28 protein-coding genes are annotated in these 24,616 nt (G+C 64.5%); 15 read left to right on the forward strand and 13 right to left on the reverse strand.

The window, feature by feature from the left end:
• Positions 1–28: 28 nt before the first annotated feature.
• The 3 genes from VNK82_12365 (at position 29) to VNK82_12375 (ending at position 1,643) form a co-directional block, all read left to right on the forward strand.
• Complete coding sequence (locus VNK82_12365) at positions 29–685, forward strand: PilZ domain-containing protein (GenBank protein ID HXE91742.1); 657 nt, start codon at positions 29–31, stop codon at positions 683–685.
• Positions 686–858: 173 nt separating this feature from the next.
• A complete protein-coding gene (locus VNK82_12370; GenBank protein HXE91743.1) occupies positions 859–1,353 on the forward strand; it encodes a DUF2752 domain-containing protein in 495 nt (164 codons plus the stop codon).
• A gap of 17 nt (positions 1,354–1,370) precedes the next feature.
• Positions 1,371–1,643 (forward strand): hypothetical protein, encoded by a 273-nt coding sequence (locus tag VNK82_12375; GenBank protein ID HXE91744.1) that lies wholly within the window; start codon positions 1,371–1,373, stop codon positions 1,641–1,643.
• On the opposite strand, the gene VNK82_12380 is transcribed toward VNK82_12375, so the two are convergent.
• On the reverse strand, positions 1,640–2,110 hold the full coding sequence (locus tag VNK82_12380) for a hypothetical protein (GenBank protein ID HXE91745.1): 471 nt from the start codon (positions 2,108–2,110) through the stop codon (positions 1,640–1,642). The two genes, VNK82_12375 and VNK82_12380, sit on opposite strands and share 4 nt — an antisense overlap.
• 341 nt (positions 2,111–2,451) lie before the next feature.
• On the opposite strand from VNK82_12380, the gene VNK82_12385 reads away from it, so the two are divergent.
• From VNK82_12385 to galT, 3 genes are read left to right on the forward strand one after another with little or no spacing between them, the layout of a single operon-like run.
• The gene (locus VNK82_12385) at positions 2,452–3,810 is read left to right on the forward strand and encodes an acetyl ornithine aminotransferase family protein (GenBank protein HXE91746.1); all 1,359 of its coding nucleotides are present in this window, start codon (positions 2,452–2,454) and stop codon (positions 3,808–3,810) included.
• A 57-nt stretch (positions 3,811–3,867) separates the two neighbouring features.
• On the forward strand, positions 3,868–4,314 hold the full coding sequence (locus VNK82_12390; GenBank protein ID HXE91747.1) for a YraN family protein: 447 nt from the start codon (positions 3,868–3,870) through the stop codon (positions 4,312–4,314).
• Positions 4,315–4,362: 48 nt separating this feature from the next.
• The gene (gene galT, locus VNK82_12395; protein HXE91748.1) at positions 4,363–5,400 is read left to right on the forward strand and encodes a galactose-1-phosphate uridylyltransferase; all 1,038 of its coding nucleotides are present in this window, start codon (positions 4,363–4,365) and stop codon (positions 5,398–5,400) included.
• A gap of 77 nt (positions 5,401–5,477) precedes the next feature.
• Here galT and iscX read toward each other — a convergent pair whose 3' ends face one another.
• The 8 genes from iscX to VNK82_12435 form a co-directional block, all read right to left on the reverse strand.
• Positions 5,478–5,693 carry a Fe-S cluster assembly protein IscX gene (iscX, locus tag VNK82_12400; protein ID HXE91749.1) on the reverse strand — a complete coding sequence of 72 codons (216 nt, stop codon included), beginning with the start codon at positions 5,691–5,693 and terminating at the stop codon, positions 5,478–5,480.
• Positions 5,694–5,763: 70 nt separating this feature from the next.
• Entirely contained in the window at positions 5,764–6,174 is a 411-nt protein-coding gene (locus VNK82_12405; GenBank protein HXE91750.1) for a 2Fe-2S iron-sulfur cluster-binding protein, read from the reverse strand.
• Between the two features lie 13 nt (positions 6,175–6,187).
• Positions 6,188–8,104, reverse strand: coding sequence for a Fe-S protein assembly chaperone HscA (gene hscA, locus VNK82_12410; protein HXE91751.1), 1,917 nt, complete (start codon positions 8,102–8,104; stop codon positions 6,188–6,190).
• Positions 8,105–8,212: 108 nt separating this feature from the next.
• Positions 8,213–8,938: a Fe-S protein assembly co-chaperone HscB gene (gene hscB / locus VNK82_12415; protein ID HXE91752.1), complete on the reverse strand. Its 726-nt coding sequence runs from the start codon at positions 8,936–8,938 to the stop codon at positions 8,213–8,215.
• A gap of 80 nt (positions 8,939–9,018) precedes the next feature.
• Positions 9,019–9,417 (reverse strand): iron-sulfur cluster assembly accessory protein, encoded by a 399-nt coding sequence (locus VNK82_12420; protein HXE91753.1) that lies wholly within the window; start codon positions 9,415–9,417, stop codon positions 9,019–9,021.
• A 9-nt stretch (positions 9,418–9,426) separates the two neighbouring features.
• Positions 9,427–9,849: a Fe-S cluster assembly scaffold IscU gene (iscU, locus tag VNK82_12425; GenBank protein ID HXE91754.1), complete on the reverse strand. Its 423-nt coding sequence runs from the start codon at positions 9,847–9,849 to the stop codon at positions 9,427–9,429.
• 32 nt (positions 9,850–9,881) lie between these two features.
• A complete protein-coding gene (locus VNK82_12430; GenBank protein HXE91755.1) occupies positions 9,882–11,138 on the reverse strand; it encodes an IscS subfamily cysteine desulfurase in 1,257 nt (418 codons plus the stop codon).
• A gap of 70 nt (positions 11,139–11,208) precedes the next feature.
• The gene (locus VNK82_12435; protein ID HXE91756.1) at positions 11,209–11,685 is read right to left on the reverse strand and encodes an Rrf2 family transcriptional regulator; all 477 of its coding nucleotides are present in this window, start codon (positions 11,683–11,685) and stop codon (positions 11,209–11,211) included.
• Positions 11,686–12,197: 512 nt separating this feature from the next.
• On the opposite strand from VNK82_12435, the gene VNK82_12440 reads away from it, so the two are divergent.
• Positions 12,198–12,401: a hypothetical protein gene (locus tag VNK82_12440; GenBank protein ID HXE91757.1), complete on the forward strand. Its 204-nt coding sequence runs from the start codon at positions 12,198–12,200 to the stop codon at positions 12,399–12,401.
• A 91-nt stretch (positions 12,402–12,492) separates the two neighbouring features.
• Positions 12,493–12,924, forward strand: a complete 432-nt coding sequence (locus VNK82_12445) for a response regulator (GenBank protein HXE91758.1) — start codon at positions 12,493–12,495, stop codon at positions 12,922–12,924.
• Positions 12,925–12,941: 17 nt separating this feature from the next.
• On the opposite strand, the gene tsaD is transcribed toward VNK82_12445, so the two are convergent.
• Positions 12,942–14,075, reverse strand: a complete 1,134-nt coding sequence (tsaD, locus tag VNK82_12450) for a tRNA (adenosine(37)-N6)-threonylcarbamoyltransferase complex transferase subunit TsaD (GenBank protein HXE91759.1) — start codon at positions 14,073–14,075, stop codon at positions 12,942–12,944.
• A gap of 66 nt (positions 14,076–14,141) precedes the next feature.
• Between tsaD and VNK82_12455 the strand changes: the two genes are divergently transcribed.
• From VNK82_12455 to VNK82_12475, 5 genes are all read left to right on the forward strand, one after another.
• Positions 14,142–15,515 carry a CCA tRNA nucleotidyltransferase gene (locus VNK82_12455; protein HXE91760.1) on the forward strand — a complete coding sequence of 458 codons (1,374 nt, stop codon included), beginning with the start codon at positions 14,142–14,144 and terminating at the stop codon, positions 15,513–15,515.
• A gap of 139 nt (positions 15,516–15,654) precedes the next feature.
• The gene (locus VNK82_12460) at positions 15,655–15,948 is read left to right on the forward strand and encodes a DciA family protein (protein ID HXE91761.1); all 294 of its coding nucleotides are present in this window, start codon (positions 15,655–15,657) and stop codon (positions 15,946–15,948) included.
• A 24-nt stretch (positions 15,949–15,972) separates the two neighbouring features.
• Positions 15,973–16,299: an Asp-tRNA(Asn)/Glu-tRNA(Gln) amidotransferase subunit GatC gene (gene gatC, locus VNK82_12465; protein ID HXE91762.1), complete on the forward strand. Its 327-nt coding sequence runs from the start codon at positions 15,973–15,975 to the stop codon at positions 16,297–16,299.
• A gap of 48 nt (positions 16,300–16,347) precedes the next feature.
• Positions 16,348–17,784 carry an Asp-tRNA(Asn)/Glu-tRNA(Gln) amidotransferase subunit GatA gene (gene gatA, locus VNK82_12470; GenBank protein HXE91763.1) on the forward strand — a complete coding sequence of 479 codons (1,437 nt, stop codon included), beginning with the start codon at positions 16,348–16,350 and terminating at the stop codon, positions 17,782–17,784.
• Between the two features lie 79 nt (positions 17,785–17,863).
• Complete coding sequence (locus VNK82_12475; protein HXE91764.1) at positions 17,864–18,448, forward strand: hypothetical protein; 585 nt, start codon at positions 17,864–17,866, stop codon at positions 18,446–18,448.
• A 76-nt stretch (positions 18,449–18,524) separates the two neighbouring features.
• On the opposite strand, the gene VNK82_12480 is transcribed toward VNK82_12475, so the two are convergent.
• The gene (locus VNK82_12480) at positions 18,525–19,109 is read right to left on the reverse strand and encodes an FmdE family protein (protein ID HXE91765.1); all 585 of its coding nucleotides are present in this window, start codon (positions 19,107–19,109) and stop codon (positions 18,525–18,527) included.
• Positions 19,110–19,216: 107 nt separating this feature from the next.
• Here VNK82_12480 and VNK82_12485 point away from each other — a divergent pair, with 107 nt between their 5' ends.
• Positions 19,217–20,197 carry an HD domain-containing phosphohydrolase gene (locus VNK82_12485; protein HXE91766.1) on the forward strand — a complete coding sequence of 327 codons (981 nt, stop codon included), beginning with the start codon at positions 19,217–19,219 and terminating at the stop codon, positions 20,195–20,197.
• 49 nt (positions 20,198–20,246) lie between these two features.
• On the opposite strand, the gene VNK82_12490 is transcribed toward VNK82_12485, so the two are convergent.
• The gene (locus tag VNK82_12490) at positions 20,247–22,307 is read right to left on the reverse strand and encodes a TonB-dependent receptor (protein HXE91767.1); all 2,061 of its coding nucleotides are present in this window, start codon (positions 22,305–22,307) and stop codon (positions 20,247–20,249) included.
• Between the two features lie 101 nt (positions 22,308–22,408).
• On the opposite strand from VNK82_12490, the gene VNK82_12495 reads away from it, so the two are divergent.
• Complete coding sequence (locus tag VNK82_12495) at positions 22,409–23,131, forward strand: dolichyl-phosphate beta-glucosyltransferase (protein HXE91768.1); 723 nt, start codon at positions 22,409–22,411, stop codon at positions 23,129–23,131.
• 113 nt (positions 23,132–23,244) lie between these two features.
• On the opposite strand, the gene cax is transcribed toward VNK82_12495, so the two are convergent.
• Complete coding sequence (cax, locus tag VNK82_12500) at positions 23,245–24,366, reverse strand: calcium/proton exchanger (protein HXE91769.1); 1,122 nt, start codon at positions 24,364–24,366, stop codon at positions 23,245–23,247.
• Positions 24,367–24,616 lie beyond the last annotated feature (250 nt).

The raw sequence follows: 24,616 nt of genomic DNA on the forward strand, positions 1-24,616 counted from the left end.
CGACGACCTGCGTCAACATGAAGCCGAGATGTCCGTGCAGCGCCGATTGCCGCGCCACGTTCTGTGGGACACGCTGGCCTACGTCAATTTGAACCGCTCGAACGGCGGCATCATCCTCAACCTGAATGAGAACGGGATGGCGGTGCAGGCGGCGGCGCCGGTTTGCGTCCAGGCTCCTATCCACGTGAACTTCCAGTTGCCGGGAACGCGCACGTTCGTCGACGCGGCCGGCGAGGTGTGCTGGGCGAGTGCCAGCCAGGCCGGCATACAGTTCGTCGGGCTGGCGGAGCCGGAGCGCCGCAAGCTGAAGGAGGCGTTGTTCGACAGCCTGCTGACGCGTTGCGCAGCGGCGCACGGTGTGGCCGCCGACGCAAGACCTCGCGTGGGACCGGCGAACGCAGCCGCCGATACGCGGCAGCCCGCTGTGACGCCGGAGGCGGAACCAATGAGTCAGGCAGAACCAGGCGCGCGGCCCACCGCCCATGCTGCATCCCGCCAGCCCACGCTGAGCCGCCGGCGCGAGTCTTTTGTGCTGCTTGCCGGGACGGCGCTGTTCGCGGCCGCGTTCCTGCTCACCGCCGAAGTTCCCGCCGAAGCCGGCATGACGCTGCTGGCGGGCATGGACATTCCCTGCGTCCTGCTGGCAGTGCTGCATCAGTTAGTGGACCTGCAGGAGCGCCAGTAGCGAGGTCTCTCGCGCGCTCTGGATTTCGGCTGTGGGCTCCCACTCGCCCGCGGGAGCGGGCTCGCTCACGCCCGCAAAGCGCCTCAATTTTTCGTGCTTGACTCGTGGCAACGCTGTAGTAGGCTGCTGCCGGCTGTTAGCGCCCAGGATGTGCGGAGAGGGACGCCAGGTCCATGTCCGCGGCCGAGAGTCCGTTGCTGCAGGTCGAGGGCAGCCCATCCGACGGGCGCACGTCCTTCCTGCCGTCTGCCGCCGATGTCTATCGCCTGATGTTCAGCCCCTTGGGGTTGGTCGTGGCTCCGGCGATGCTGGCCGTGGCAGCCGTGCTTCCGCCGAATGGCTTGGGCATTCCCTTGTGCCTGTTCCGCATCCTTTCCGGCCTGCCGTGCCCGGGATGCGGCATGACGCGGGCGCTTTCCTCGTTGCTGCACGGAGACGGGGCCGCAGCCTTCCTCTACCACCCCTTCGTTTTCGCGGTATTTCCGGCGCTGGCCCTCATCTCCGTGCACGGATTGTTGCCGGTCAGGATGCGGCAGCGTTTGCGGCGCACGTTCGAGGAGCATGAAGCGCGCCTGCGGCCCCTTTATGAGGGTCTGGTGTATGCCTTTTTGGCCTTCGGGCTCATTCGTATGGTGGTGGTCTGGCTCACAGGCTCTTCTGCAATCTAGCTGTCGGGGAGGATGGAATGGGTGCGCTGCTGGGCATCGTTGGTCTGCTGTGCAGTCTGGTCTCGCTGGCGTGCGCGATCCTTGTGCTAATTCACGCGTTCCAGAAGGGCGGAGTGGTGCAAGGGCTGCTGTGCCTGTGCATCCCGCTCTACATTCTGTATTACGCCATCGCCAAGTTCGAGCACGAGAGGAAGAAGCTGATCCTGACGGTCTGGTTCGGTGTGATCGGTTTGTACCTGGTCGTGATGGGGCTGACGTTCATGCTGGCGGCGTCGTCCTCAGGCGGCTAGTCCGGGCGCACAAGTGAGAGCTTGACACGCAGGCCGTACTCTTCGCTGCCCGGGTCCACGTGCGGCGAGAAGCTGAGCCGCCTGCGGCCCGGGTTGGAGGCGTCGAAGAGTTCGCGCCCGGCGAGCTGGTTCACCAGCTTGCGGACCAACGGCCGGGCCAGCACCGGATTGCGCGCCAGGAACTGGGGCAGCGAGTTACTGCGCGGGCGGGCAGAAGTCGGCGGAGCGGTTCGCGCGAACGCCGGAGGTGTCCACGCAGTGGAATAACTGAAGGTCGGCGTGTGCTGGCGGCTGATCATTGCCAGCCGAGGAGCAGTGAAGCGCGCCGAGGGAGCCGGAATCGCGGCAAACCGGGCCTCGACCACGAGCGGCCGCGTCAGGGAACAATCCGCCGCGGGTTGAACTTCCTGTCCCGTTAGGACGCCCGGGATCACCAGGGCGGCCGGCAGCAGCCACCTGCACTTCATGGTGCCTCCAGTCCCCTGGGATTGCGCCCAGCATAGGACGGCCCCGGCCGGACCGCTAGACTACAGAGGGGCAGGTAACCGTGGGCATCGGGACATGGGTTACCGTGACCCCGCAGGTGAGGGGTTACGCCTGCCCGAGGCAACCGTTATAATGGTTGATGGAGTCGCGGTATGGCGCGGAACCTGATGGCCAACCTGTTGCACCGCCCGGCGCAGCTACGTCCCAACCTCTTTAGCTGCGACTAGTCCTTCCTCGTTTGCTGAACGGATGCGTCCGCCGCGGCGGATGCGCCTCTTCACGCGCGCTTTGGCGCGCCCAGCCCTTAGCGAGGAAACTGACTATGACCACGAAGACCCTGACGCCGGCCGGACCCCGAGTCAAGACCGCCCTCCCCGGCCCCAATGCCAAGCGCATTCTCGAGGGCGACGCACGATTTCTCTCTCCGTCCTACACCCGTTCCTACCCGCTGGTGGCGAAGCGCGGGCGGGGCACGGTGATCGAAGATGTGGACGGCAACGAGTTCCTGGATTTCTCCTCGGGCATCGCGGTGGTTTCCACGGGTCACTGCCATCCGGAAGTGGTCGCGGCCATTCAGAAGCAGGCGGCCGAGCTGATCCACATGTCGGGAACCGACTTCTACTACGAGAACATGGTCATGCTGGCGGAGCGGCTTTCCGCGATCGCGCCCATGCGCGGCCCGCACCGCGTCTATTACGGGAACTCGGGGACGGAAGCCGTGGAGGCGGCCATCAAACTGGCGCGGTACCACACCCGGCGGCAGCACATCATCGCGTTCTTCGGGGCCTTCCATGGGCGGACCATGGGCTCCTTGGCGCTGACCTCGTCGAAGCCGCAGCAGCGGCGCCGGTTCGCGCCCCTGATGCCGGGCGTGACCCACGTCCCGTATCCCAACCTCTACCGGCGTCCGGCCGGTAGCGACGCGGCGGAGTACGCGCGCGATTGCGCCCGCTTCATCGAGCAGAAACTGTTCAAGACCATTCTGCCGCCGGAGGAAGTGGCGGCCATCTTCGTCGAGCCCATCCAGGGCGAGGGCGGATACGTGGTGGCGCCGACGGAGTTCCTCCAGGAGTTGCGGCGCATCTGCGATGAGCACGGCATCCTGCTGGTGGCGGATGAAGTGCAGTCCGGCTGCGGCCGCACCGGCAAGTGGTGGGCCATCCAGCACGCCGGCGTCGAGCCGGACATCGTGTGCAGCGCCAAGGGGATCGCCAGCGGCATGCCGCTGGGCGTCACCCTGACGCGCGCGGAGATGATGGACTGGGTGCCCGGCTCACACGCCTCCACGTTCGGCGGCAATCCGGTGTGCATCGCGGCTGCTCTGGCAACGCTCGACATCATCGAGCGTGAGGCGATGAAGAACGCGGCCGACGTGGGCGGGCACATCCTCGATCGCATCTCGGACTGGCCCCGGAAGCACCCCATGGTCGGCGACGTGCGCGGGCGCGGCTTGATGATCGGCGTCGAGATCGTGGCGAACCAGAAGAGCAAGGTCCCGGCGGGCAAGCAGCGCGACCGCATCGTCGAGTTGGCCTTCGAACGCGGCGTGCTCTTCCTGGGCGCAGGCGAGACGGCGCTGCGCATCGCGCCGCCGCTGGTCGTCACCCGCGAGCAGGCCGACGCGGCGTTGGACGCCCTGGAAGAGTCGATCGTGGTCGTGGAAAAGGAAGCGGGAAAGTAGCTGAGCAGCGAGTACCGGCGTCATCCGCGTGGGGTGACCGCGTGACAGGAGGGTGAGATGTCCGGACGGCTGACGCGCCTGGCCGTGCGCACCTTGGATGGTGTGGCGCGGCTGGTCTTGCGGCCGCCCTCGGGCGAAGCCGCGCACATGGCCACCGGACGCCGGGGCGAGGAAGAAGCCTACTTCTACCTGCGGCAGCACGGATACGTGATGGTGGCGCAGAACTTCCGTTCGCCCCGTCGCAAGGGCGAGATCGACCTGATCGGCTGGGACGGCGACGTGCTCTGCTTCATCGAAGTGAAGACGAGGAGCACGCGCGCGGTGGCGCCGGCCGAGGCCGCCGTCGACGTCGAGAAGCAGCAGGAGCTGATCGCCATGGCGCACGAGTACCTGCGACGGGTGGAAGGGCAGCCGGGCTGCCGTTTCGACATCGCGAGCATCTATCTGGAAGAGGGCCGGCCTGTGGATATTACGCTGTTCAAGAATGCCTTTCCGATGGCGTAGAATAGCCGGACCCGGATTTTGAACCTCTTGAGCCTAAGGTGACTTCGATTGCCTGAACTCCGGAAGGACCCGATCACCGGGCGCTGGGTCATCATCGCGACCGACCGCGCCAAACGTCCCACCGATTTTTCCCGAGAGCCGATTCGCATGAAGGGGGGCTTCTGTCCCTTTTGCGCGGGCAACGAATCGAAGACCCCGCCCGAGATCATCGCCTATCGGCCGCACTCGAACGGAGGCCCGCCGCCTCAGCGCGATGCGCCCGGATGGAACCTGCGCGTGGTGCCCAACAAGTTCCCGGCGCTGATGATCGAGGGCAGCCTGAACCGCCAGGCCGAAGGCATGTTCGACAAGATGAACGGCGTCGGGGCCCATGAGGTCATCATCGAGACGCCCGACCACAACCTGACCCTGGCCACGCTGCCTCTCAAGCGGGTGGAGGACGTGCTGTGGGCGTTCCGCGACCGCATCGTGGACCTGAAGAAGGACAAACGCTTCAAGTACATCCTCATCTTCAAGAACCACGGCGAAGCCGCCGGTGCGTCGCTGGAGCATCCGCACTGCCAGCTCATCGCGCTGCCCATTTTGCCCAAGCAGGTGGTCGAGGAGCTGGAAGGCTCGAAGCAATACTTCCTCTACAAGGAGCGCTGCATCTACTGCGACGTCATCCGGCAGGAAATGGAGGCGATGGTGCGCGTGGTGGGCGAGAACGACGACTTCCTCACCCTTGCGCCGTATGCCCCACGCTTCCCCTTCGAGACCTGGATCCTGCCCAAGCGGCACGAGTCGTCGTATGAGAACTCGGCCACGCACATCTATGAGAACCTGGCGCGCTCGATGAAGACTCTGCTGGCCAAGATGGATCGCGTGCTCGACCTGCCGGCCTACAACTTTGTGCTCCACTCCTCGCCCGTGCAGGACCCGCCCAACGACTACTACCACTGGCACATCGAAGTCATGCCCAAGCTCACGAAGGTTGCAGGATTCGAGTGGGGGACCGGCTTCTACATCAATCCCACGCCGCCCGAAGAGGCGGCGCGCTTTTTGCGCGAAGCCAGCGTGGAGGCCGCGCAGCCAGTGGCCGTGTAGTTATCTGCGAACGTTGATTGATCTCCGAAGTGACACCAGAAGTCGTGAGCTCGCAGTTCGCCGATCGCAGATCGGAATTACCCGTGGTTCTCCTTGTACTCCTCGTACCAGGCCATCTGGATGGCTTCGAGCTTGGATTCGTTCGATCCCTTGGGATCACCCGTGAAGCCGGGCAGTTCGGTCACATAGCGGTGCAGGTCGGTGAAGCGCACAGTGAGCGGGTCGAGGTCGGGGAATCTTTCCGACAGCAGAATGCCGATATCTTCGGCGCTGTCCCAGTTGAGGTCAGGCATTGTGATCTCCTCCAGTTAAGTCCACATGACCCAGCTCTGCCACTGACCACCGACCACCGACCACTGCTTTTTAATGTTCTTCCCGCGCGTAGTTCTTGTTCCACTCGGGAATCTCGACCACCAGGTCCTTGGATCCATCCGGAACGGTCTGGCAGCCTAGGCGCGACTTGGTGGTGATGCCCGGCGCCATGTCCAGCTCGTCGAGTTCGGCGTCCGAAGCTTCGTTGCAGCTCTCCAGGCCCTCGTGGACGATGACGTGGCACGTCGAGCAGGCGCACACTCCGCCGCAGGCGTGATCCAGCGGAACGCCGGCGCCCAGGGCGATATCCAGAATCGAGCCCGGCAGCCCGTGGTCTCCGTAAGGAACCTCTTCCGGGTCCACCTCGACCGTCTTGCCCTCTTTCACGAACGTGACCTTGAACTTCTTGGTCGCGGGCGTGTATTGCACCTGCTCGGCGATGTACGGGTTCCTGCCACCCATGTTGAAGACTCCTCTATTCCTCGCGAATCTCGGCGGGCGCGAAGGGATGCGGCGCTTTCGGTCCTTCGCCCACGTCCGCGGTCTCCATGCTCTTGCCCTTCAGGGCCTCGGCGAGGGCCGAATCCATCATCATCTCCGCCAGCCGCAACGTGGCCTGATTCAGCCGCTCGATGGCCTCGCGGATGGCGCGATAGTCCTCGCCGAGCTTGGTCTTCTTCAATTCGTCTTCCAGCCGGCTGATCTCGGCGCGTTCGTCTTCGCTGAGCTGCTGCCAGGCGGGGTTCGTGCGCGCCTTGTCGAGGTGCAGCATGAGGTTGTCGGCCTCCAGGCGCGCCTCGATGATCTGCCGCTGGCGGAAGTCCTCTTCGGCGTAGTCGAAGGACTCCAGGATCATGCTTTCCACCTGCTCATCACTCAGGCCGTAGGTCGGCTTGACCTCGATCGCGGCTTCCTTGCCGCTGCGCTGTTCGCGCGCCGAGACGTGCAGGATGCCGTTGGCGTCAATCAGGAACTTCACCTCAATGCGCGGCAGCCCGGCCGGCATGGGCGGAATGCCCTTCAGATCGAAGCGCGCCAGCGAACGGCAATCCCTGGCCAGTTCGCGCTCGCCCTGCAATACGTGGATGGCGACGTTGGTCTGTCCATCCACCTGCGTGGTGTAGTGCTGCGTGGCCGACGCGGGAATCGTGGAGTTGCGCAGGATAATCTTGTCGGTCGCGCCGCCCGCCACTTCGATTCCCAGCGAGAGCGGTGTGACGTCGAGCAGCAACATGTCCCGAGTGACGTCGGACCCGCCGGCCAGAATGTGCGCCTGCACGGCTGCGCCCAGCGCGACGACTTCATCCGGGTTCAGCTCACTGTGCGGCTCACGCCGGAACAGCTCGCGCACCAGCGCGCGCACGCGCGGAATGCGCGTCGAGCCGCCCACCAGGACGACTTCGTCAATCTGCTCCGGGGTAAGCTTCGCGTCCTTCAGCGCCTGCCGGCACGGGCCGGCCGTGCGGGCGATGACGGGCTCGATGAGCTGCTCGAACTGCCTGCGTGTGATCTGGCGCTGGTACCGGCGTCCGCCGGGAAGCTCCACGTCGATGGAGGCGGCGTCGTCGGCCGACAGTGCGATCTTGGCGTCAATGACTGCCTTGCGGATGGCCTGCACGGCTTCGCCGTTGCGGCGCAGGTCGAGATTCATGTCGCCGCGGATGTCGTCCAGCGCGATGCCGATCAGCAGGTTGTCGATGTCGTCGCCGCCCAGATGCGTATCGCCGCTGGTTGCGATGACTTCGAAAATGCCTTCGTGCAGCTTGAGGATGGAGATATCGAACGTGCCGCCGCCCAGGTCGTAGACGGCAACGACGCCTTCCTTGCGCTTGTCCAGGCCGTATGCGAGCGAAGCGGCCGTGGGTTCGTTCACCAGCCGCAACACGTCGAGCCCGGCAATGCGCCCGGCGTCCTTCGTGGCCTGGCGCTGCGCGTCGTTGAAGTACGCGGGCACGGTGATCACAGCCTTGGTGACCGGCGCAGCAAAGTAGCGCTCGGCGTTGCGCTTGAGCTGGCGCAGGATGAAGGCTGAAATCTCAGGCGGCGTGAATTCACGCTCGCCCAAACGGATGCGCAGCACTTCTCCCGGCTGCACTCCCTCGGCGAAGCGGAAAGGGAAGAACCTCAGCTCCTCCTGCACATCCTCGATGCCGCGTCCCATCAAGCGCTTGACGGAATACACGGCGCGCTCCGGGGTCTCGATCAGGTGCCTGCGCGCCGGGTTGCCGACCACTACCTCGCCCTGCGCGTCGAGCGCCACCAGGGAAGGCAGCAGGTTCGCTCCGTCCTCGCCGGGGATGACCACAGGCGCGCCATCCACCATGAACGCCACCAGGGAGTTCGTGGTGCCGAGGTCGATGCCGACGACACGATCTGTAGTATCGTTTGTCATTCCAGTTCTTGCAATTGTCGAATTGCCACATTTACGAATTGTCGAATTTGTCGTGGAGGTGCTGACAGTCGTGGGTTTAATTCAGCAATTCGAAAATCCGACAATTCTTCAATTCTCCAATGCTTCATTCACATCTCTTACCAGATTGCGGATATACGACCGCCGGTTGAGCAAGTCCACCATCTTGTCGCGCACGGGGACGCGGGCGGCCTCCGCCGCACCTTCCGGCAATGCATCCCACTCATCCCAATACGATTCGAGCTCCGCACCCAACGCACTCAATTTTTCGTCGAAGTGCGACTTGTGAGCTTGAAGTTCCTTCACCAGCGCCGGATCCTCTTCGCCGAGCTTCTTGCCGGCGCGTAGCTCTTCGAGCTGCATGTTGAGCTCGAAGACTTCCTCGAGCAGGTCGGGCGGGACCACCTGTTTCTTTTCCTCGCCGGTCTGGCGGGCGCGGTCCGTAGCTGCTTTGGACTGCTCCTCGAGCTGTACGCCTTCGAGCTGGAGCAGGTACATGGTGCGCGCAATCGGGTCCTTCAGCGTTCGGTAGGCGTCGTTGAGCTGCGAGCTCTTCTCCAGGCTCCAGCGCTGCTCCTCAGCCGAGGCCTGGGCATAGACGTCGGGATGCAGGCGGCGGCTCAGGCGGTAGAACTCGCGCTCCAAGGCTACGGTATCCACGTTCAGCTTCCGGGGCAGGCCAAAAAAACGGAAATGGTCTACAGCTGCCGCCGGCTGCACCTTGCCACAAGCGGAACAGAAGTGCCCGCCGGCGTCGACCTCTGCGGCGCACGACCAGCACGTCAGCGCTCTTCGGGTTGTGGTTTCCGTCGCCATTAGACAGCTTCCCCGCCGTCGTTAGCTCTGCGATCCGGGCAGGATGAGCGCCCGCGGTAGACGATCAGGCCGGCGGCCGGTCAGCCCGAGAACGATGTCCCGCAGCCGCACGACTTCGAAGCGTTCGGATTGACGAAGACAAAGCCCTGCTGCATCAGCGACTCCTGATAGTCCAGGGTCATGCCGTGCAGGTAGATGAATGATTTCGGATCGACGAACACTCGCACGCCGTCGAACTCGAACACGCGGTCGCGCTCGCGCGCCTTGGAGTCGAAGCGGATGTTGTACGTCAGGCCGGAGCAACCGCCGCCCTGCACGCCCAGCCGCAACCCGCCCTCGGCCGGCGAGACCTTCTCTTTCGCCAGGGCCGAGCGGATCTTGGCCAGTGCGCGCTCGGTCACCTGGATGCCGCGGGCCGGAGCAGCCGTAGGAGCGGCCGTCGGGACCGTGACCTCCGGTTTTTCCGTGGTTACGGACATCCGTGTCCCTCAGTCGCCCGCCTTGGCCTCGACCGGCTTGGCTGCAGCAGCTCCCTGCTTCTTCTTCCAGTCACCGATGGCGGCGCGAATGGCGTCTTCCGCCAGCACCGAGCAATGGATCTTCACCGGGGGCAGCGCCAGCTCGCGCACGATGTCGGTGTTCTTGATGCCCAGCGCCTCGTCGATGGTCTTGCCTTTCACCCATTCGGTGGCAAGCGAAGAGGAAGCGATGGCGGAGCCGCAGCCGAACGTCTTGAACTTGGCGTCCTCGATGCGCTGCGTCTCGGGATTGACCTTGATCTGCAGTTTCATCACGTCGCCGCACTCCGGCGCGCCCACCAGCCCGGTGCCCACGTCGGGGCTCCCCTTGTCGAGGGAGCCGACGTTGCGCGGGTTCGTGTAGTGATCCAGGACCTTGTCGCTGTATGCCATGTAACCTGTTCTCCTTCTCCTTCTGAAACTTGTCAGTGGCTCTCCGCGGGAGCGGCCCAACTGACCTTCTTGAGGTCGATGCCTTCCTTGGCCATCTCGTAGAGCGGCGAAAGTTCGCGCAGCCGACGGACCACTTCCGTCAGCTTGCCCACCACGTAGTCCACCTCGGCCTCGGTGTTGAAACGGCCGATGCCGAAGCGGATAGAACTGTGCGCCAAGTCGTCGCCGGTGCCCAGCGCCTTGAGCACGTACGAAGGCTCGAGCGTGGCCGACGTGCAGGCCGAGCCGCTCGAGACCGCGACGTCGTTGATGCCCATCAGCAGCGACTCGCCTTCCACATAGGCGAAGCTCATGTTCAGGTTGCCGGGAAGGCGATGCTCCATCGAACCGTTGATGAACACCTCGTCCAGGTTCTCCATCAGCTTTTCTTTCAGGCGGTCGCGCAACCCGGCCAGGCGCTTGGACTCTTCCGGCATTTCCTGCATGGCCAGTTCGCAGGCTTTACCGAAGCCCACGATGCCGGGGACGTTCAGCGTGCCGGAGCGCATGCCGCGCTCGTGCCCGCCGCCATCGATGATGGGCGCAAGCTGCACGCGCGGATTCTTGCGCCGCACGTAGAGCGCGCCCACGCCCTTGGGACCGTAGATCTTGTGCGCCGTCAGCGACGCCAGCGAGACGTTGGCCTTGTTGACGTCGAAGGGGACCTTGCCGATGGCCTGCACCGCATCGGTGTGGAACAGCACGCCGCGCTCCTTACAGATCTTGCCGATCTCTTCGATGGGCTGCAGCACGCCGATCTCGTTGTTGGCCGCCATGATCGAGACCAGGATGGTCTTGTCGTCGATGGCGCGCTTGAGATCGTCGAGGTCGATGCGCCCATCCGCCTGTACCGGCAGGTAGGTGACGCGGAAGCCTTCCTTCTCCAGGTGCTTGCAGGTATCCAGCACCGCCTTGTGCTCGGTAACGCAGGTGATGATGTGGTTGCCCTTCTCGCGGTACATATGCGCTACGCCCTTGATGGCGAGGTTGTCACTCTCGGTGGCGCCGGAGGTGAAGATGATCTCCTTGGCGGTGGCGCCGATGAGCTTGGCGATCTGCTCGCGCGCATTCTCCACCGCCTCCTCCGCGGCCCAGCCGAAGGGATGGTTGCGGCTGGCGGCATTGCCGAACTTCTCCGTGAAGTAGGGCAGCATGGCCTCCAGCACGCGCGGATCCATCGGCGTGGTGGCGTGGTTATCCATGTAGATCGGCAGCTTCACGTTCTGCCCGTTTCCCGTGCTGGCGCTCATACTCGCGTTCTCCTCAAAAATGCTTCCTCTCGATTCGATGATCGTGTTCACCTTGGCGTCGCGCCCGCGCTTACCGGCTCGCGGAAGCGATGCCGACCAGCTCGCGGGCTGGCTTCTCCTTCTCCATGTCGGCGGGGACGCTGCCGTTCTCTGCCAGGTCGGAGATGGTGATCCGGCCCAGCACCTGCTCAATGCTCTGGTTCACCTTGCGCAGCGGTTCCCGCACCGTGCACTTCGGGCTCTGGTAGCACTCGATCTCCTGGCTCAGGCAGGAAGTGATGAACAGCGGGCCGTCGATGGCCCGGATGACTTCCAACGCCGTAATGCGCTGCGGCTCGCGCGCCAGGGCGTACCCTCCGTTCATTCCCTGATGCGAGTGAAGCAGCCCGGCCTTCACCAGCCGTTGCAGGATCTTGGCCAGGGCTTCCAGGGGAATGCTGTAAGCCTCGGCAATGTCCTTGGCGCGGCACGAGCCCTCGCCGGAACACTCGGCGAGATGCTTCACTGCAATCAGGCCGTAATCCGCTTTCTTGGTCAGTTTCAGCATCCAAGGACCCGACCAGGGAAAATCCGACTAAATTGGTCGTATTTCATCATAGCCTGCCAGGAGGCCTTCCCGCAACCCTCTTCAGCCAACGGCAGCAAACCGGGGTTTGAATGTAACCCCATGAGGTTTAATGGGTTAAGAACTGGCACCCTTTTGGTCGCATTTTCCACTTGCCGTCGCAATACGCACTCCGTCCAAAACGCTTCACCTGCATCAGAACGCTCGCAAGCGCGTCCGGAGCGTACCGGAGCTGCAGTTATCGAACTGGTTATCAGGAGGAACCCGTATGTTTTAGCCTGAGCAAACCGATGCGCGAGCTCACTCAATGGGCGAGTGTCGGCTGCACGCCCTCTGCGTTTCTTCCGCTAAATGACACAGGCCGGATGCGGAAACGCTCTTGACAGGGATTGCCGCCGGTCTACAATACGACCGTTTTCCGCTCCCAGGGTGAGGTGGCGGGCGGAGAGCGCAGTGGAATCGGAGACCCCGCGTGCGGGGTGGATGATTCCGGTATGAGTTCTTTCCAGCCTCTGTCACCGTCGAGCCCCAACGGCCAGCCAGCCTCCAAGGATAAGTGCCTGCATCCGCGTGTGCAGATCGTCGCCCGCGAAGAGGACTCCGAGTTCGTCGAGTGCTTGGAGTGCGGCGAGATCTTCGAGGCCAGCGAATTCCAGGACATGGCGCGGGAAGAGCGAATCCAGACAGAAGAATCGTAGCCTCACACACACGGCTTCCTTCACTGCGCTCTTTTCCCTTGTCGCCCCTCGCCGCCTCCGCTACCCTTGAGCGCCATCGAGGGGAGAAGAAATGGCGCTGCGTGCGCTGGTGGTGGACGATTCCATGCTGGTGCGCCACACCGTGTGCCGCTTCCTGGAGCAGCGCGGCTACGAGGTGGACTCCGCCACCAACGGCGTCGAGGCGCTGGAGAAACTGACCCACGCTTTGCCCGACATCGTCATCACCGACATGGTGATGCCTCAGATGACCGGCAGCCAGCTCATCGATTCGCTCAAGGCGCGACCTGAGACCGCTTCGATTCCCATTGTTGTGCTCTCTGGCCGGCCTTCGGGCTCGGACGCTCAGGACGAAAAGCGGGCCAACTTCGTCATCCACAAAGATATCGACATCGAGCAGCAACTGGAGAAAGCGCTGGCGGGGGCGCTGGGGAATGCGTATCCATCGCAAAAGCAAGCAGTCGGCAATCAGGCTCCAACTAGCGGACTTCCCAGCCGTGCCTGAGACCTGAGACCTGCCACCTATCCCAGGCGCAACGAAGCTTCTGCCGAAAACTCCGGGTGCGCGAAGTCGCCCGCCAGCAGCTTGGGCCAGGCGGCGGCGGCGATCATGGCGGCGTTGTCGGTGGAAAGGGGCCGCGAAGGGAAGCAGACCGGCAGACCCTCTTCGGCGGCTTCCTGCTCAAAGCGGGAGCGCAATTCGCTGTTGGCGGCCACGCCGCCGGTGACAAACAACGTCGCCGTGTCGTGCTGGCGCGCAGCCTCGAGTGTCTTCGCGACCAGATCCTCGACCATCGCCCGCTGGAACGATGCCACCAGATCCAGAGTCTGCCGGTCGCACCAGCGCTGGTAGTCCTCGAGCGCAGGTCTTGCGACGGCCGCCAGCGCCCGCCGGCGTTCCTCGATGCTCGCGCGCATGCCGTGCGTTTCCACGTAGCGCAGCACCGCAGTCTTGATGCCGCTGTAGGAAAAGTCGCAGGCGCTGCCATTGCGCGGCTGGTGGCGCGCGGCTTTCTTGATCTGCGCCAGGCCGAACCTCACCGCGGTCGGATCGCCCAGCTTCGCCAGCCGATCGATGACCGGCCCGCCCGGATAGCCCAGCCCCAGCAGTTTCGCCACCTTGTCGAAGGCTTCCCCGGCGGCGTCGTCGCGCGTCTGGCCGATGTTGCGGTACACCCAGCCGCCCTCGCGCTCTTCGGCCAGGTACAGATGCGTGTGCCCTCCGGAGACCACGAGCGCCAGCACGGGGAAGCGTACGTCGCGGTTGCCCTTCTGCTTCTCTTCCAGCAGCACCGCGTGGATGTGACCTTCGAGGTGATTCACGGCGATCAGCGGCTTTTCCAGCGCGAACGCCAGCGCCTTGGCATAGGTCACGCCCACCAGCAGCGATCCGGCCAGTCCCGGCCCTTGGGTTACTGCCAGGGCGTCCACAGAAGCGAAGGTCCGACCCGCTTCCTCCAGCGCGCGTCGCACCACCGGGACGATGCCACGCAGGTGCTCGCGCGAGGCCAGCTCCGGCACTACGCCGCCGTACGGTCCGTGCGTCGCCAGTTGCGAAAGCACCACGTTGGACTCGATATGCTCGCCCGAGCGCACCACGGCCGCCGCCGTCTCGTCACACGACGTCTCGATGCCCAGGATGTAGCCCTCGCGCATACACTTAATGTTACCTGCTGGCCGGTATGGTGTGCACTGGCCGGCTGGGCGAATCCGAATGAACCAATGAGTCAATCGCTTAGGTCCGCCGCCACGCGCATCGTGCGCGCCCTGCGCGACGCCGGCCACCAGGCCTATCTGGTGGGCGGATGCGTGCGCGACATCGTGCTGGGCCGCGAGCCGCAGGACTTCGACGTCTCGACCGACGCCACGCCCGAACAGGTGATGGCGCTGTTCCCGCAAACCTACGAGGTGGGTGCGCGATTCGGCGTCGTGCTGGTGCCGGTTGAGCATCCGCCCGCTACTTCTGAGGCAACTCGAGACTCGAAACTTGAAACTCCAAACCAGGTCATCGAGGTCGCCACCTTCCGCTCCGACGGCCTGTACACCGACGGCCGTCATCCCGACCAGGTCACCTACACCCGCGACCCGCGCGAGGATGTGGCCCGCCGCGACTTCACCATCAACGGCTTGCTGCTCGATCCGCTGGAGGACGACAAGGTCCTGGATTTCGTAGGCGGCCGCGCCGACCTCGAGGCCGGCATCATCCGCGCCATCGGCGAGCCCGGCCGGCGCTTCGCTGAAGACAAGCTGCGCATGCTGCGCGCCGTGCGCTTCGCCGCCCGTTTCGCATACAGCATCGAGCCGTGCACGTTGGCGGCCATCGGCGAGCATGCCCGCGAGATCCACAAGGTCAGCCGCGAGCGCGTCCGCGACGAACTAGTGAAGATGCTGACTGAAGGGCACGCCCGCCGCGCCTTCGAGCTATTGGATACGACCGGACTGCTTGCTGAAGTCCTGCCGGAAGTCGCGGCCATGAAAGGCGTCGCGCAGCCACCGCAGTTCCACCCTGAGGGCGACGTCTGGGTGCATACGCTGATGCTGCTCGAAGGCCTCAAGCCGGGCTGCTCTCCCACGCTGGCGCTCGGCGCTCTGCTCCACGATGTGGGCAAGCCGCCGACGTTTCGCGTGGCGCCAGACCGCATCCGCTTCGACGGCCACGCCGAAGTCGGCACGAAGATGGCGGAAGAGATCTGCCGCCGCTTCCGCTTCTCCAACGACCAGACCGAGCAGGTGTGCGCCCTCGTGGCCAACCACCTGCGGTTCATCGACGTGCCGCGCATGAAGCAGTCCACGCTCAAACGCTTTCTGCGCCTGCCTCAATTCGAAGAACACCTCGAACTGCATCGGCTCGACTGCCTCGCCAGCCACGGCGACCTCTCGGTCTACGAGCTGGTGAAACAAAAGCTGGTTTCCACTCCGCCGGAGCAGATTCGCCCCAAACCCCTGCTCACCGGTGACGACCTGATTGCCGCCGGCTATGTGCCCAGCCCTCGCTTTAAGGAGATCCTGCGCGCCGTCGAAGATGCGCAGCTTGAAGGCACGCTCGCCGACAAACCGCAGGCGTTGGAATTCGTGCGCCGCACCTTTCCACCATAGGTCTCAGGTGCCAGGTCGCAGGTCTCAGGCATCCGCCGCCTGCGCAGAGGAGTGATAGAATTCCGACTCCTTGCTGGACTTGTGCTGCAGTCAGGCTGAGGAGCTGAGAACCGGCCACTGCCACTGACAACTGGTTTTCATGGAGCACATCCGCCCGACTCTCGACAAGATCATGACCGACGCACTACGCCGCGCTCCGGCTGCCGAAGCGCCGTTGCTGGCCTGGCCGGTGGTGGCGGGTGCAGCGGTGGCAGAGCGCACCCGCGCGCTCGACTTCCGCAGTGGCGTGCTACGCATCGAGGTTCCGGATGCCACTTGGCGCGCGGAACTGCTCACGCTCGCGCCACGCTACGTCGTCGCGCTCAATCGCGTCTCGGAAGGTGTCGAACGCATCGAATTCGTTCTAAAGTCACAGCCGTCAACTGGCGACTAACCACTGACCACTGGCCACTGGATCATGAAGGTTTCCGAAAAAGACGTTCGCTACGTCGAGGACCTGGCGAACCTCGAGCTCACCGATGCCGAGCGCGCCCGCATGGTCAAGGATCTGAACTCGATCCTCGATTACATCGACCGGCTGAACCAGCTCGATACCGCCAATGTTGCGCCCATGACCCAGGTGTCGGACCGCTATGGTGATCCGGCCAGGACCGGCACGGCGCGCTTCGAGCACGCCCTGCGCGCCGATGTGCCCGGCAAATCGCTCGGCCGCGAGGACGCGCTCGCCAACGCTCCGGAAACCGACGGCGTCTTCTTCAAGGTTCCTAAGGTAATCGAGCGATAGTCTGCCCGGGAGAGCCATTAGCCAAGAACCACTAGCCCAGAGCCGAACTTGAATCTCACCACCCTCACCATCGCCGACGTTCGCTCCGCCATCGCCGCGCGTAGGACTACCGCCACCGCGTTGGCCGAAGCTCACTACGCCCGCATCGCGGACCAGGACGGCGAGATTCACGCCTACCTCACTCTCTCCAAAGGGCGCGCTCTGGCGCAGGCCGCACGCATCGACCGCATGGCGGAAAAGGGCGAGCCATTGCCACCGCTGGCTGGCGTCCCGGTGGGCATCAAGGACGTGATGGTGACGCGCGGCGTGCGCACCACGGCGGGATCCAAGATCCTGCAGCACTATTTCCCGCCCTACGACGCGACTCCGGTCGCGCGCCTGGAGGCCGCCGGCGCCGTGGTGCTGGGCAAGACCAACTGCGACGAGTTCGCCATGGGCTCCTCCAATGAAAACTCCGCCTACGGCCCGGTGCGCAACCCGCACGACAAAACGCGCGTGCCCGGCGGCTCTTCCGGCGGCTCGGCCGCGGCCGTCGCCGCCGGCATGTGCGTGGGTGCGCTGGGATCCGACACCGGCGGTTCCATCCGCCAGCCCGCGGCGTTGTGCGGCGTGGTCGGCGTCATGCCGACTTACGGTCGCGTTTCGCGCTATGGCCTGATCGCCTTCGCGTCCTCGCTCGACCACGTCGGACCGTTCGCACGCACCGTGCGCGACACCGCCATCCTGCTGCGTGCGATTGCCGGACGCGATCCGCTGGACTCGACCTCCGCCGACCTTCCTGTCCCTGACTACGAAGCCGAACTGGAAAAGCCGGTGCGCGGACTGAAGCTCGGCATCGCCAGGGAATACTTCGGCGAGGGACTCGACGCTGAAGTGCGCGCCGCGGTCGAGTCTGCCATCCAGAAGCTGGCCGCCGCCGGTTGCGAAGTAGTCGAGGTTTCGCTCCCGCACACCGAGTACGCCATCCCGACCTACTATGTGGTGGCTACCGCCGAAGCATCTTCCAACCTGGCGCGCTACGACGGCGTGCGCTACGGCTTCCGTGCCAAGGACAGCAAGACGCTCTCGCAGATGTATCGGCGCACGCGCGATCTGGGCTTCGGTCCGGAAGTGAAGCGCCGCATCCTGTTGGGGACCTACGCCCTCAGCGCCGGCTATTACGACGCCTACTATCTCAAGGCCCAGAAGGTGCGCTCGCTCCTCACCCAAGATTTCGACGAGGCCTTCGCGCGCGTCGATGCCATCCTTACTCCCACCACGCCCACTCCCGCCTTCAAGCTGGGCGAGAAAGCCGACGACCCGCTGGCCATGTACCTGGCTGACATCTACACCGTCACCGCCGACCTCGCCGGAGTCCCCGGCGTCTCCGTGCCTTGCGGCAAGAGCCGCTCCGGTCTCCCCGTCGGGCTGCAGATTTTGACTCGCCACTTCGATGAGGCCACGATGCTCAGGCTTGCGGCCGCCGTGGAAAACGGTAACCGGTAGTGCATGTACCGGGGTCACTTGTGCCCCAGCTACCTTTGGGCGCAGAATGCGCATCCTAGGAAGGCGAGAAGGGGGAGTTATGCAGACACGATTCTTCCGGTTTCTGATGGCCCTGGCCGTCCTCCTGACATTGGCGTCGCTTCCGGCGCTTGCCAAGGGTCAGGGCAAGGGCAGCGGCCAGGGCAGCGCCCAGGCGAGCGGCAAGGGCAAGAGCGACAAGGCCAAGACGGACAAGGCTAAGACCCAGAAGACAGCGCACAAAAAGGGCAAGTCCGGCAGCCACCAGGTTTCTGAGCATGAGCCCGGTCCGAACGACCGGCCCAAGGGCTGGGACGAAGGCGAAAAGGAAGGCTGGGGCGACTGCGACGTCCCGCCGGGCCTGGCCAAGGAGCGCGGCTGCGACGCCACCGGTCTTTCTACTCGCGAGCGCGCGGAAAAGGCGCGGCGTGAGAAGGAGAAGGCCAAGGCCAAGGAGAAAGACAAATCCAAGGCCACAACCAAGTCCAAGACGCAAACAGCCAGCACTCAGACCACTACAACTCAAACCAGCACTACCACCTCTTCCGCCCAGACCTCAGCGAAAAAGACTTCCACCACCACGACGAAGTCCGGCGAACGCACTGGCAGCAGGACCGATTCCAAGGCCAAGCCGATGGAGAAGTAACCCACGGCTGACCGCAACGACAAAGGCGGGGCCAAAGCCCCGCCTTTGTTTTTCAATCATCGATGCCCAACATGTTTCAATCGTCAATCTCGTAATACCTTTCCCCCGCACACCCTCTGCACAACACCTTTCCGTCGCGCCTGACTTCCCTCCGGAAATTGATTCCTTCGCCGCAGGCTTCGCACACCACGCGCTCGCCCTTGTAGCCGGGGAACTCCTCCGGCGGCAGCTCGACGCGCACCCATTGCACGTCGAACAGGTCTTCGTCGTGCATTTCGCGATAGGCCAGCATCTGCTGCTGGTTCTTGCTCTCGATCTCGGGATGCAGGGAGCGGGCCAGCGCCTTGGACGACTCGCGCGCCACCACGCGCACCGCCCTGCCGCTTGTCACGTCCACAAAGGTCGCCGCCACCTTGCCCCAGTCGCGGAACTTCAGGGCGCGCTTGCCCAACCGGCAGCCGGTCACCACGGCCACCGCGTCCGTGGCACAGCGGTCGATCTCGACGAACGTCACCAGCCGCTTGCGGTCCTTGCCGCGCGGGTCTGTGATGCCCAGCTTCTCCAGTCCCAGCATGGCCATGCGCACGCCCAGCACCTGCCCGGCGCACAAATGCCCGTGGGCACGCTCTGCATCCGCCAGATATTCGTCCAATGTCTTCATGGCCGGGTCATCGGCCAGCCTACCGCCTTCATTGTGACCGGCGCAATCGCCGGCTGGAACGGGGGTAGTTGCGCTCGGCGCACAGGCCGGACTAGAGTGGCACTTCCATGCGCAAGCGTGCTGCACGGCGCCGTCGCGCGCGCATCCTGGTGGTGGACGACGACCCGGTTGCGCGCCTGCACATCGGCCGCGTGCTGGCCATCCACGACTACGACGTCCGCACGGCGAACAACGTCGCTCAGGCTCGCGAGGCCGTTGCCGAAGAGCCTCCCGACCTGATCGTGCTGGACGTCGTGTTACCCGGCACCTCGGGACTCGATTTTTGCCGCGAGCTGAAGGAGAATCCCCACACCCGTCTCATCCCCATCGTGGTCGTCACCGGGTTGCGCCGCCGCGACGACCGCCTGCGTGGCATCCGGGCGGGCACAGACGATTTCCTCCGCAAGCCCGTCGATCCCGACGAGCTGCTGGCACGCGTGCGCTCCCTGCTGCGGCTGAAGGAATACACCGACGAGCTGGAGCACGCCGAAGCCGTCGTGATGACGCTGGCGCGCGGCGTCGAGGCCCGCGACCCCTACACCGGCGACCACTGCGACCGCCTCTCGCGCATGAGTGCGGCGCTCGGCCACCGCCTCGGCCTCGACGAGGATCACATCATCGCCCTGGAGCGCGGCGGCGTCCTGCACGATATCGGCAAGATCGTCGTGCCCGATGACATCCTGAAAAAGGGCGACCACCTGACCCCCGACGAATGGGATGTCATGCGGCAGCATCCGGTCACCGGCGAGAACATCGTCAAGCCGCTCAAGTCCATGCGCCTGGTGCTGCCCATCATCCGTCACCACCACGAGCACTGGAACGGCTCCGGCTATCCCGACCGCCTGCGCGGCGAGGAGATTCCCCTGCTGGCGCGCGTGCTTCAGGTGGCTGATGTCTACGATGCCCTCCGCACCGCTCGTCCCTACAAGCCCGCCCTCTCTGCCGCCGAAGCCGAGCACGTCATGCGCAACGAAGCCCGCCACAACCTGTTGGACCGCCACCTCGTGGACGCCTTCTTCGACATGCTGGAAGACGAGGACGTGGCGTAACCTGCGAGCGCCGGCCCGCAGGTGAAATCCTGAGCGAAGCGCGGGACCGCTATTTTCCTAAGCGGAACGTGAGACCGACTGTTACAGCGACAGGATACCCTGGAGTGCCGTGGGTTCTGGTCCTGGCTTCCTCGCCCGGATGCACGCGTGATTCGAAATGGTTCTGCGTCTCGTAGTACTTCTTGTCGGTAAGATTGTCGACCGCCAGGTTCAGGTCGAGATCGTGGCGGAGCTTGCGCGTCAGGCCCAGGTCGAGCACGCCGTAGCCAGTCGCACGGATTGCAGGGTCGAGTGTGTCCAGCCGGTAGCCGTTACCGTAGCGATAGCGCAGCCACCCGCTCCAGCCTCGCCAGTCGGAGAGCGTGATTCCGGCGTTGGCCACGGCGTGGGGCGCCGAAGCTACGTACTCCCGAGGCGCCGTACCGCGATAGAACGCATTCCCAACGCGCGTGATACCGGAGGTCAGCCCCAGCCGGCGAGTGATCCGCACCGAGTTCTTGAACTCGAACCCATAAGCGCGGCTCGGCCCGCGGAACTGAATCGTACCGTTGTCTGGAATGTACACCTGCTCGTGCGAGCGGTCGATCAGAAACAAGTCGGCGCTCACCGACACGCGCCACCATGGGCTGGACAGGCCCGCCTGGTAGAAGTCGGTGGTCGAAAGCCTGGGGCCGGATGCATCCCGCACCACGCCGCGCGCGTCCTGGCTCGCGATGCCGCGGCCGTAGTTGACGTGCAACGTCAGCGGCACTCGCCGTGACGGTGTGAACGCCAGATTCGCCTTGGGCTGGGCGCGTCCCGATCCTTCGGTACCCGAAAGCGTCGGGGTCAGCCTGTCCTCCACGTCGAGGCGGAACCAGTCGTATCGCAGGCCGCCGTCCAGATGCAGCCGCCCGCCGGCCAGTTCCACGCTCTGCTGCATGTAGCCCGCAACGTTGAACACATCGGCGTGCGCCAGCGTCGTCGCACCCCTGGGCTGGCGGCCTGCGCTGGGGAACAGTCCAACGCGGATCTGGTTGGCGTGCAGGTTCCCGCCGGCCACGAGCAGCGCCGGCTGCCCGAAGAGCTTCCATGCATGCAGATACTGCCCGTTCACGCCTTCGATGAGCCTCGAGTCATGCTGCTGAATCTCATCGCCCTGCACCGGGTCATTCAGAAAGAACGTGAAGTTGGAATAAAGGTCAAAGAGGGAGCGCGAAACGAAGCCGTCAAGGCGCAGCGCGGAGCCGTCGGCGAAATCGCATTTGTAGTAGAGGCCCAGCGTGCCGCTTCTCCCGCGCCCTCCGAGCTCAGGATCGATGAATCCGAAGCGGTCCAGGTTCCCCCTGGCGACCTCGTCCAGCGGAATCTGCCCGGAGGAGTGAAAGCGGTTTGTCCCGGCGTTGAACTTGATGCTGAGCGCCTGCTCGCCATCCGGCTTCCAGGTGTAATTTCCGGTGAAGTTGTGCCGCCGGTAGCCCAATGGATTCTCAAACGGTCCATCGGTACGCGAGCCTTCGTACGCCAGAAAAGCAGCCCCGGAGCGCATCTCCGGGCTCCATCCCAGGAACGTTCGCAGGCCTCCGAAGGATCCGCCTTGCAGCCGCACGGTCAGCCGGTCGCCCAGGCTCTCGCGCTGGCGGATGTGCACGATGCCCAGTCCGGAGAAATCGCCGTATTCCGCGCGGAACGGCCCGTTGATGACCTCCACTTCTTCCACCAGCTCCGGCGTCAGGGTCTTGAGTTGTCCGAGGTAGCCCTGCCCGTGCCCCTGTGTGGCCTGGTTCTGCTGCACGTCGTCCACCAGCACCTTCAGCCCGCCGGAGACGCCGCCATGATCCAGGTTGAATCCGAAGCGCCGCACCTCCAGCGACTTCCCTCCGCCTTCGTGCTGCCCGGCGCTGATGCCCGCGCCCACGACCTGAAGTAACTGGTCGTCACGGTTGGCCTCGTTCTCGCGCAGGCGGCGGCGCTGGACATCCGGCTCGATCGTGGCCGTCACGTCTATCGTTTGGAGCACAACAGGGAGCGCCGTTGCTGCCTTCTCATCCTCCGCCGTCTGCGCGGTGAGCGAATGAGGCTGCACGCATGCCAGCATCAGGCAGACGACGAAGGACCAGCGAACCGGCATGGGAAGTGAGTGCCGCATCACTCACGGTACGCATCAGGTTCATGACCGGATTTGCTACCATGCCCCCTGCTTCTGGGACCTGAGACCCGTAACCTGAGACCTTGCACTACAGCATCATCATTCCCGCCTACAACGAGAGCGAGCGCATCACCGCCACGCTCGACAAGGTCTTGGCCTATCTCGAGCAGCAGCGTTGGGACGCCGAGGTGCTGGTAGTCAACGACGGCTCCCGCGACCCGACGCCCGCCATCGTGCGCGACTATGCCAGCCGGCATGCGCGCGTCCGCCTGCTCGAGAATCCCGGTAACCGCGGCAAGGGCTACAGTGTGCGTCATGGCATGATGGAAGCGAAAGGCGACCTCTTGCTGTTCAGCGACGCCGATCTGTCATCGCCCATCTACGAAGCGCCCAAGCTCTTCGACGCGCTCACCGCCGGCGCCGACGTCGCCATCGGCTCGCGCTGGCTCCAGCGCGAGCTCCAGACCGAGCGCCAGCCTCTCTACCGCCAGTTCTTCGGGCGCGTCTTCAACCTCATGCTGCACGCCCTTCTCGGCCTGCCCTTCAAAGACACGCAGTGCGGCTTCAAGGCCTTCACCCGCCGCGCCGCTGCGGCCATCTTCCCGCTGCAGCGCATCGAGCGCTGGGGCTTCGATCCTGAACTTCTGTTTCTTGCCCGGAAGCTCGGCTTCACCGTGCGCGAAGTGCCCGTCGAGTGGGCCCACGACGAGCGCTCCAAGATCCATCCCCTCCGGGACGGCCTCGCCATCTTTCTCGAGATGTTGAGGATTCGCTGGAATGATGTGCGCGGAAGGTATAGGCAATAAGCCGCAGCCATAAGCGATAAGCGGCAGCGATAGGCCCTGTGCCACCAAAGCAGAGCCCCGGCAGCTTTGTCGCACTCAGCCAACTGCTTATGGCTTATCGCTTATCGCTGGTTCTAGGCCGGCACAAAATAAAACGCGATCCCCAGGATCACATACAGCGCCAGCAGTTGCGCGCCCTCGAACCAGTTGCTCTCCCCGTCCGACGAGATCATCTCCACGATGATCACCGAGAGCGCGATGGCGGCGATTTCAAAGGCGTTGAACACCAGCGACGTGGGCTTGCCGATGGCCCAGGAGAGCAGCACCAGCAGGGGCGCCACGAACAGCGCGATCTGCGTGCTCGAGCCCACGGCGATGGTCATGGCCAGGTCCATCTTGTTGCGCGTGGCCACCAGCACTGCGGTGGAGTGTTCGGCGGCATTGCCCACGATGGCCACCACGATCACGCCCACGAACAGCTCCGTCATCCCCAGCGCCGCGGTCACCGCGCCGATCTCGTCCACCATCATCTCGCTCATGAAGGCGATGGCCACCGTCGCCAGCGCCAGCGAAACCAGCGCCGACTTCACCGAGGTTTTCGGCTTCTCTTCCGGTTCTTCGGCCGCGATGAACAGCGCCTTGTGCGTCTTCAGCATGAACAGGAAGCTCACGCCGTAGACCGCGATCAGGATGATGCTGGTCCACAGGCTCAGCGTCTTTACCGTGACGTCCTCGTGGCGCAGTGTGCCCGCTACGGAAAGGTCGTAGACCGCGGGCATCACCAGCGCCGCCACGGCCAGGAACAACATGCTGCTGTTGGCGCCGGCCGCGGTGCGCGAGAACTGCTGCTTTTCCCGCCCGATCCCACCCACCAGGATCGCCAGCCCCAGCACCAGCAGCAGGTTGCCGATGATGGAGCCGGAAAGCGACGCTTTCACCACCTCTACGTGTCCGGCGCGCAACGCGAAGAAGGCGATGATCAGCTCGGTGGCGTTGCCCATGGTCCCGTTCAGGATGCCGCCCACCAGCGGCCCCGAGTAGGCGGAGAGCACCTCGGTGGCTTCGCCCAGCAGCGCCGCCAGCGGGATGATGGCCACCGCGGCCAGCGCGAAGATGACCAGCGGGCTGGCGTGCATCAGGTGGGCGGCGATGGCCGCCGGCAGCGCCAGCAGCAGCAGGTTCATCCAGCCGTGGTGAGTACGCAGCGGGAAGCCATGCCAGAGGGCGGCCAGTGGCCCGCGCGGGGCGGTGGTCATGGCGCGCGATTGTACACCCGCGGTTGATCATGCCGTGCCGACAAGGAAAGGGGCCGTTGATTCCGTCGGGTTGCTCAGAGGACTCCGGGGCAGGTCAGGCTTGTATCAGGGTACGGCTTTAGTCGTGCCGTCCCCGAGCCGCGTAAATCCACGGCTTTAGCCCCTGAGGCTCAAGGGCCGGAAGCCTCTCCGCAGCTCTCCGGAGCATCCCGCCCCGCCGCCGCGGCATCGAACGAGTGATAGCGGCGGG

The sequence above is a fragment of the Terriglobales bacterium genome, assembly GCA_035573675.1.
Lineage (GTDB): Bacteria > Acidobacteriota > Terriglobia > Terriglobales > Acidobacteriaceae > DATMAB01.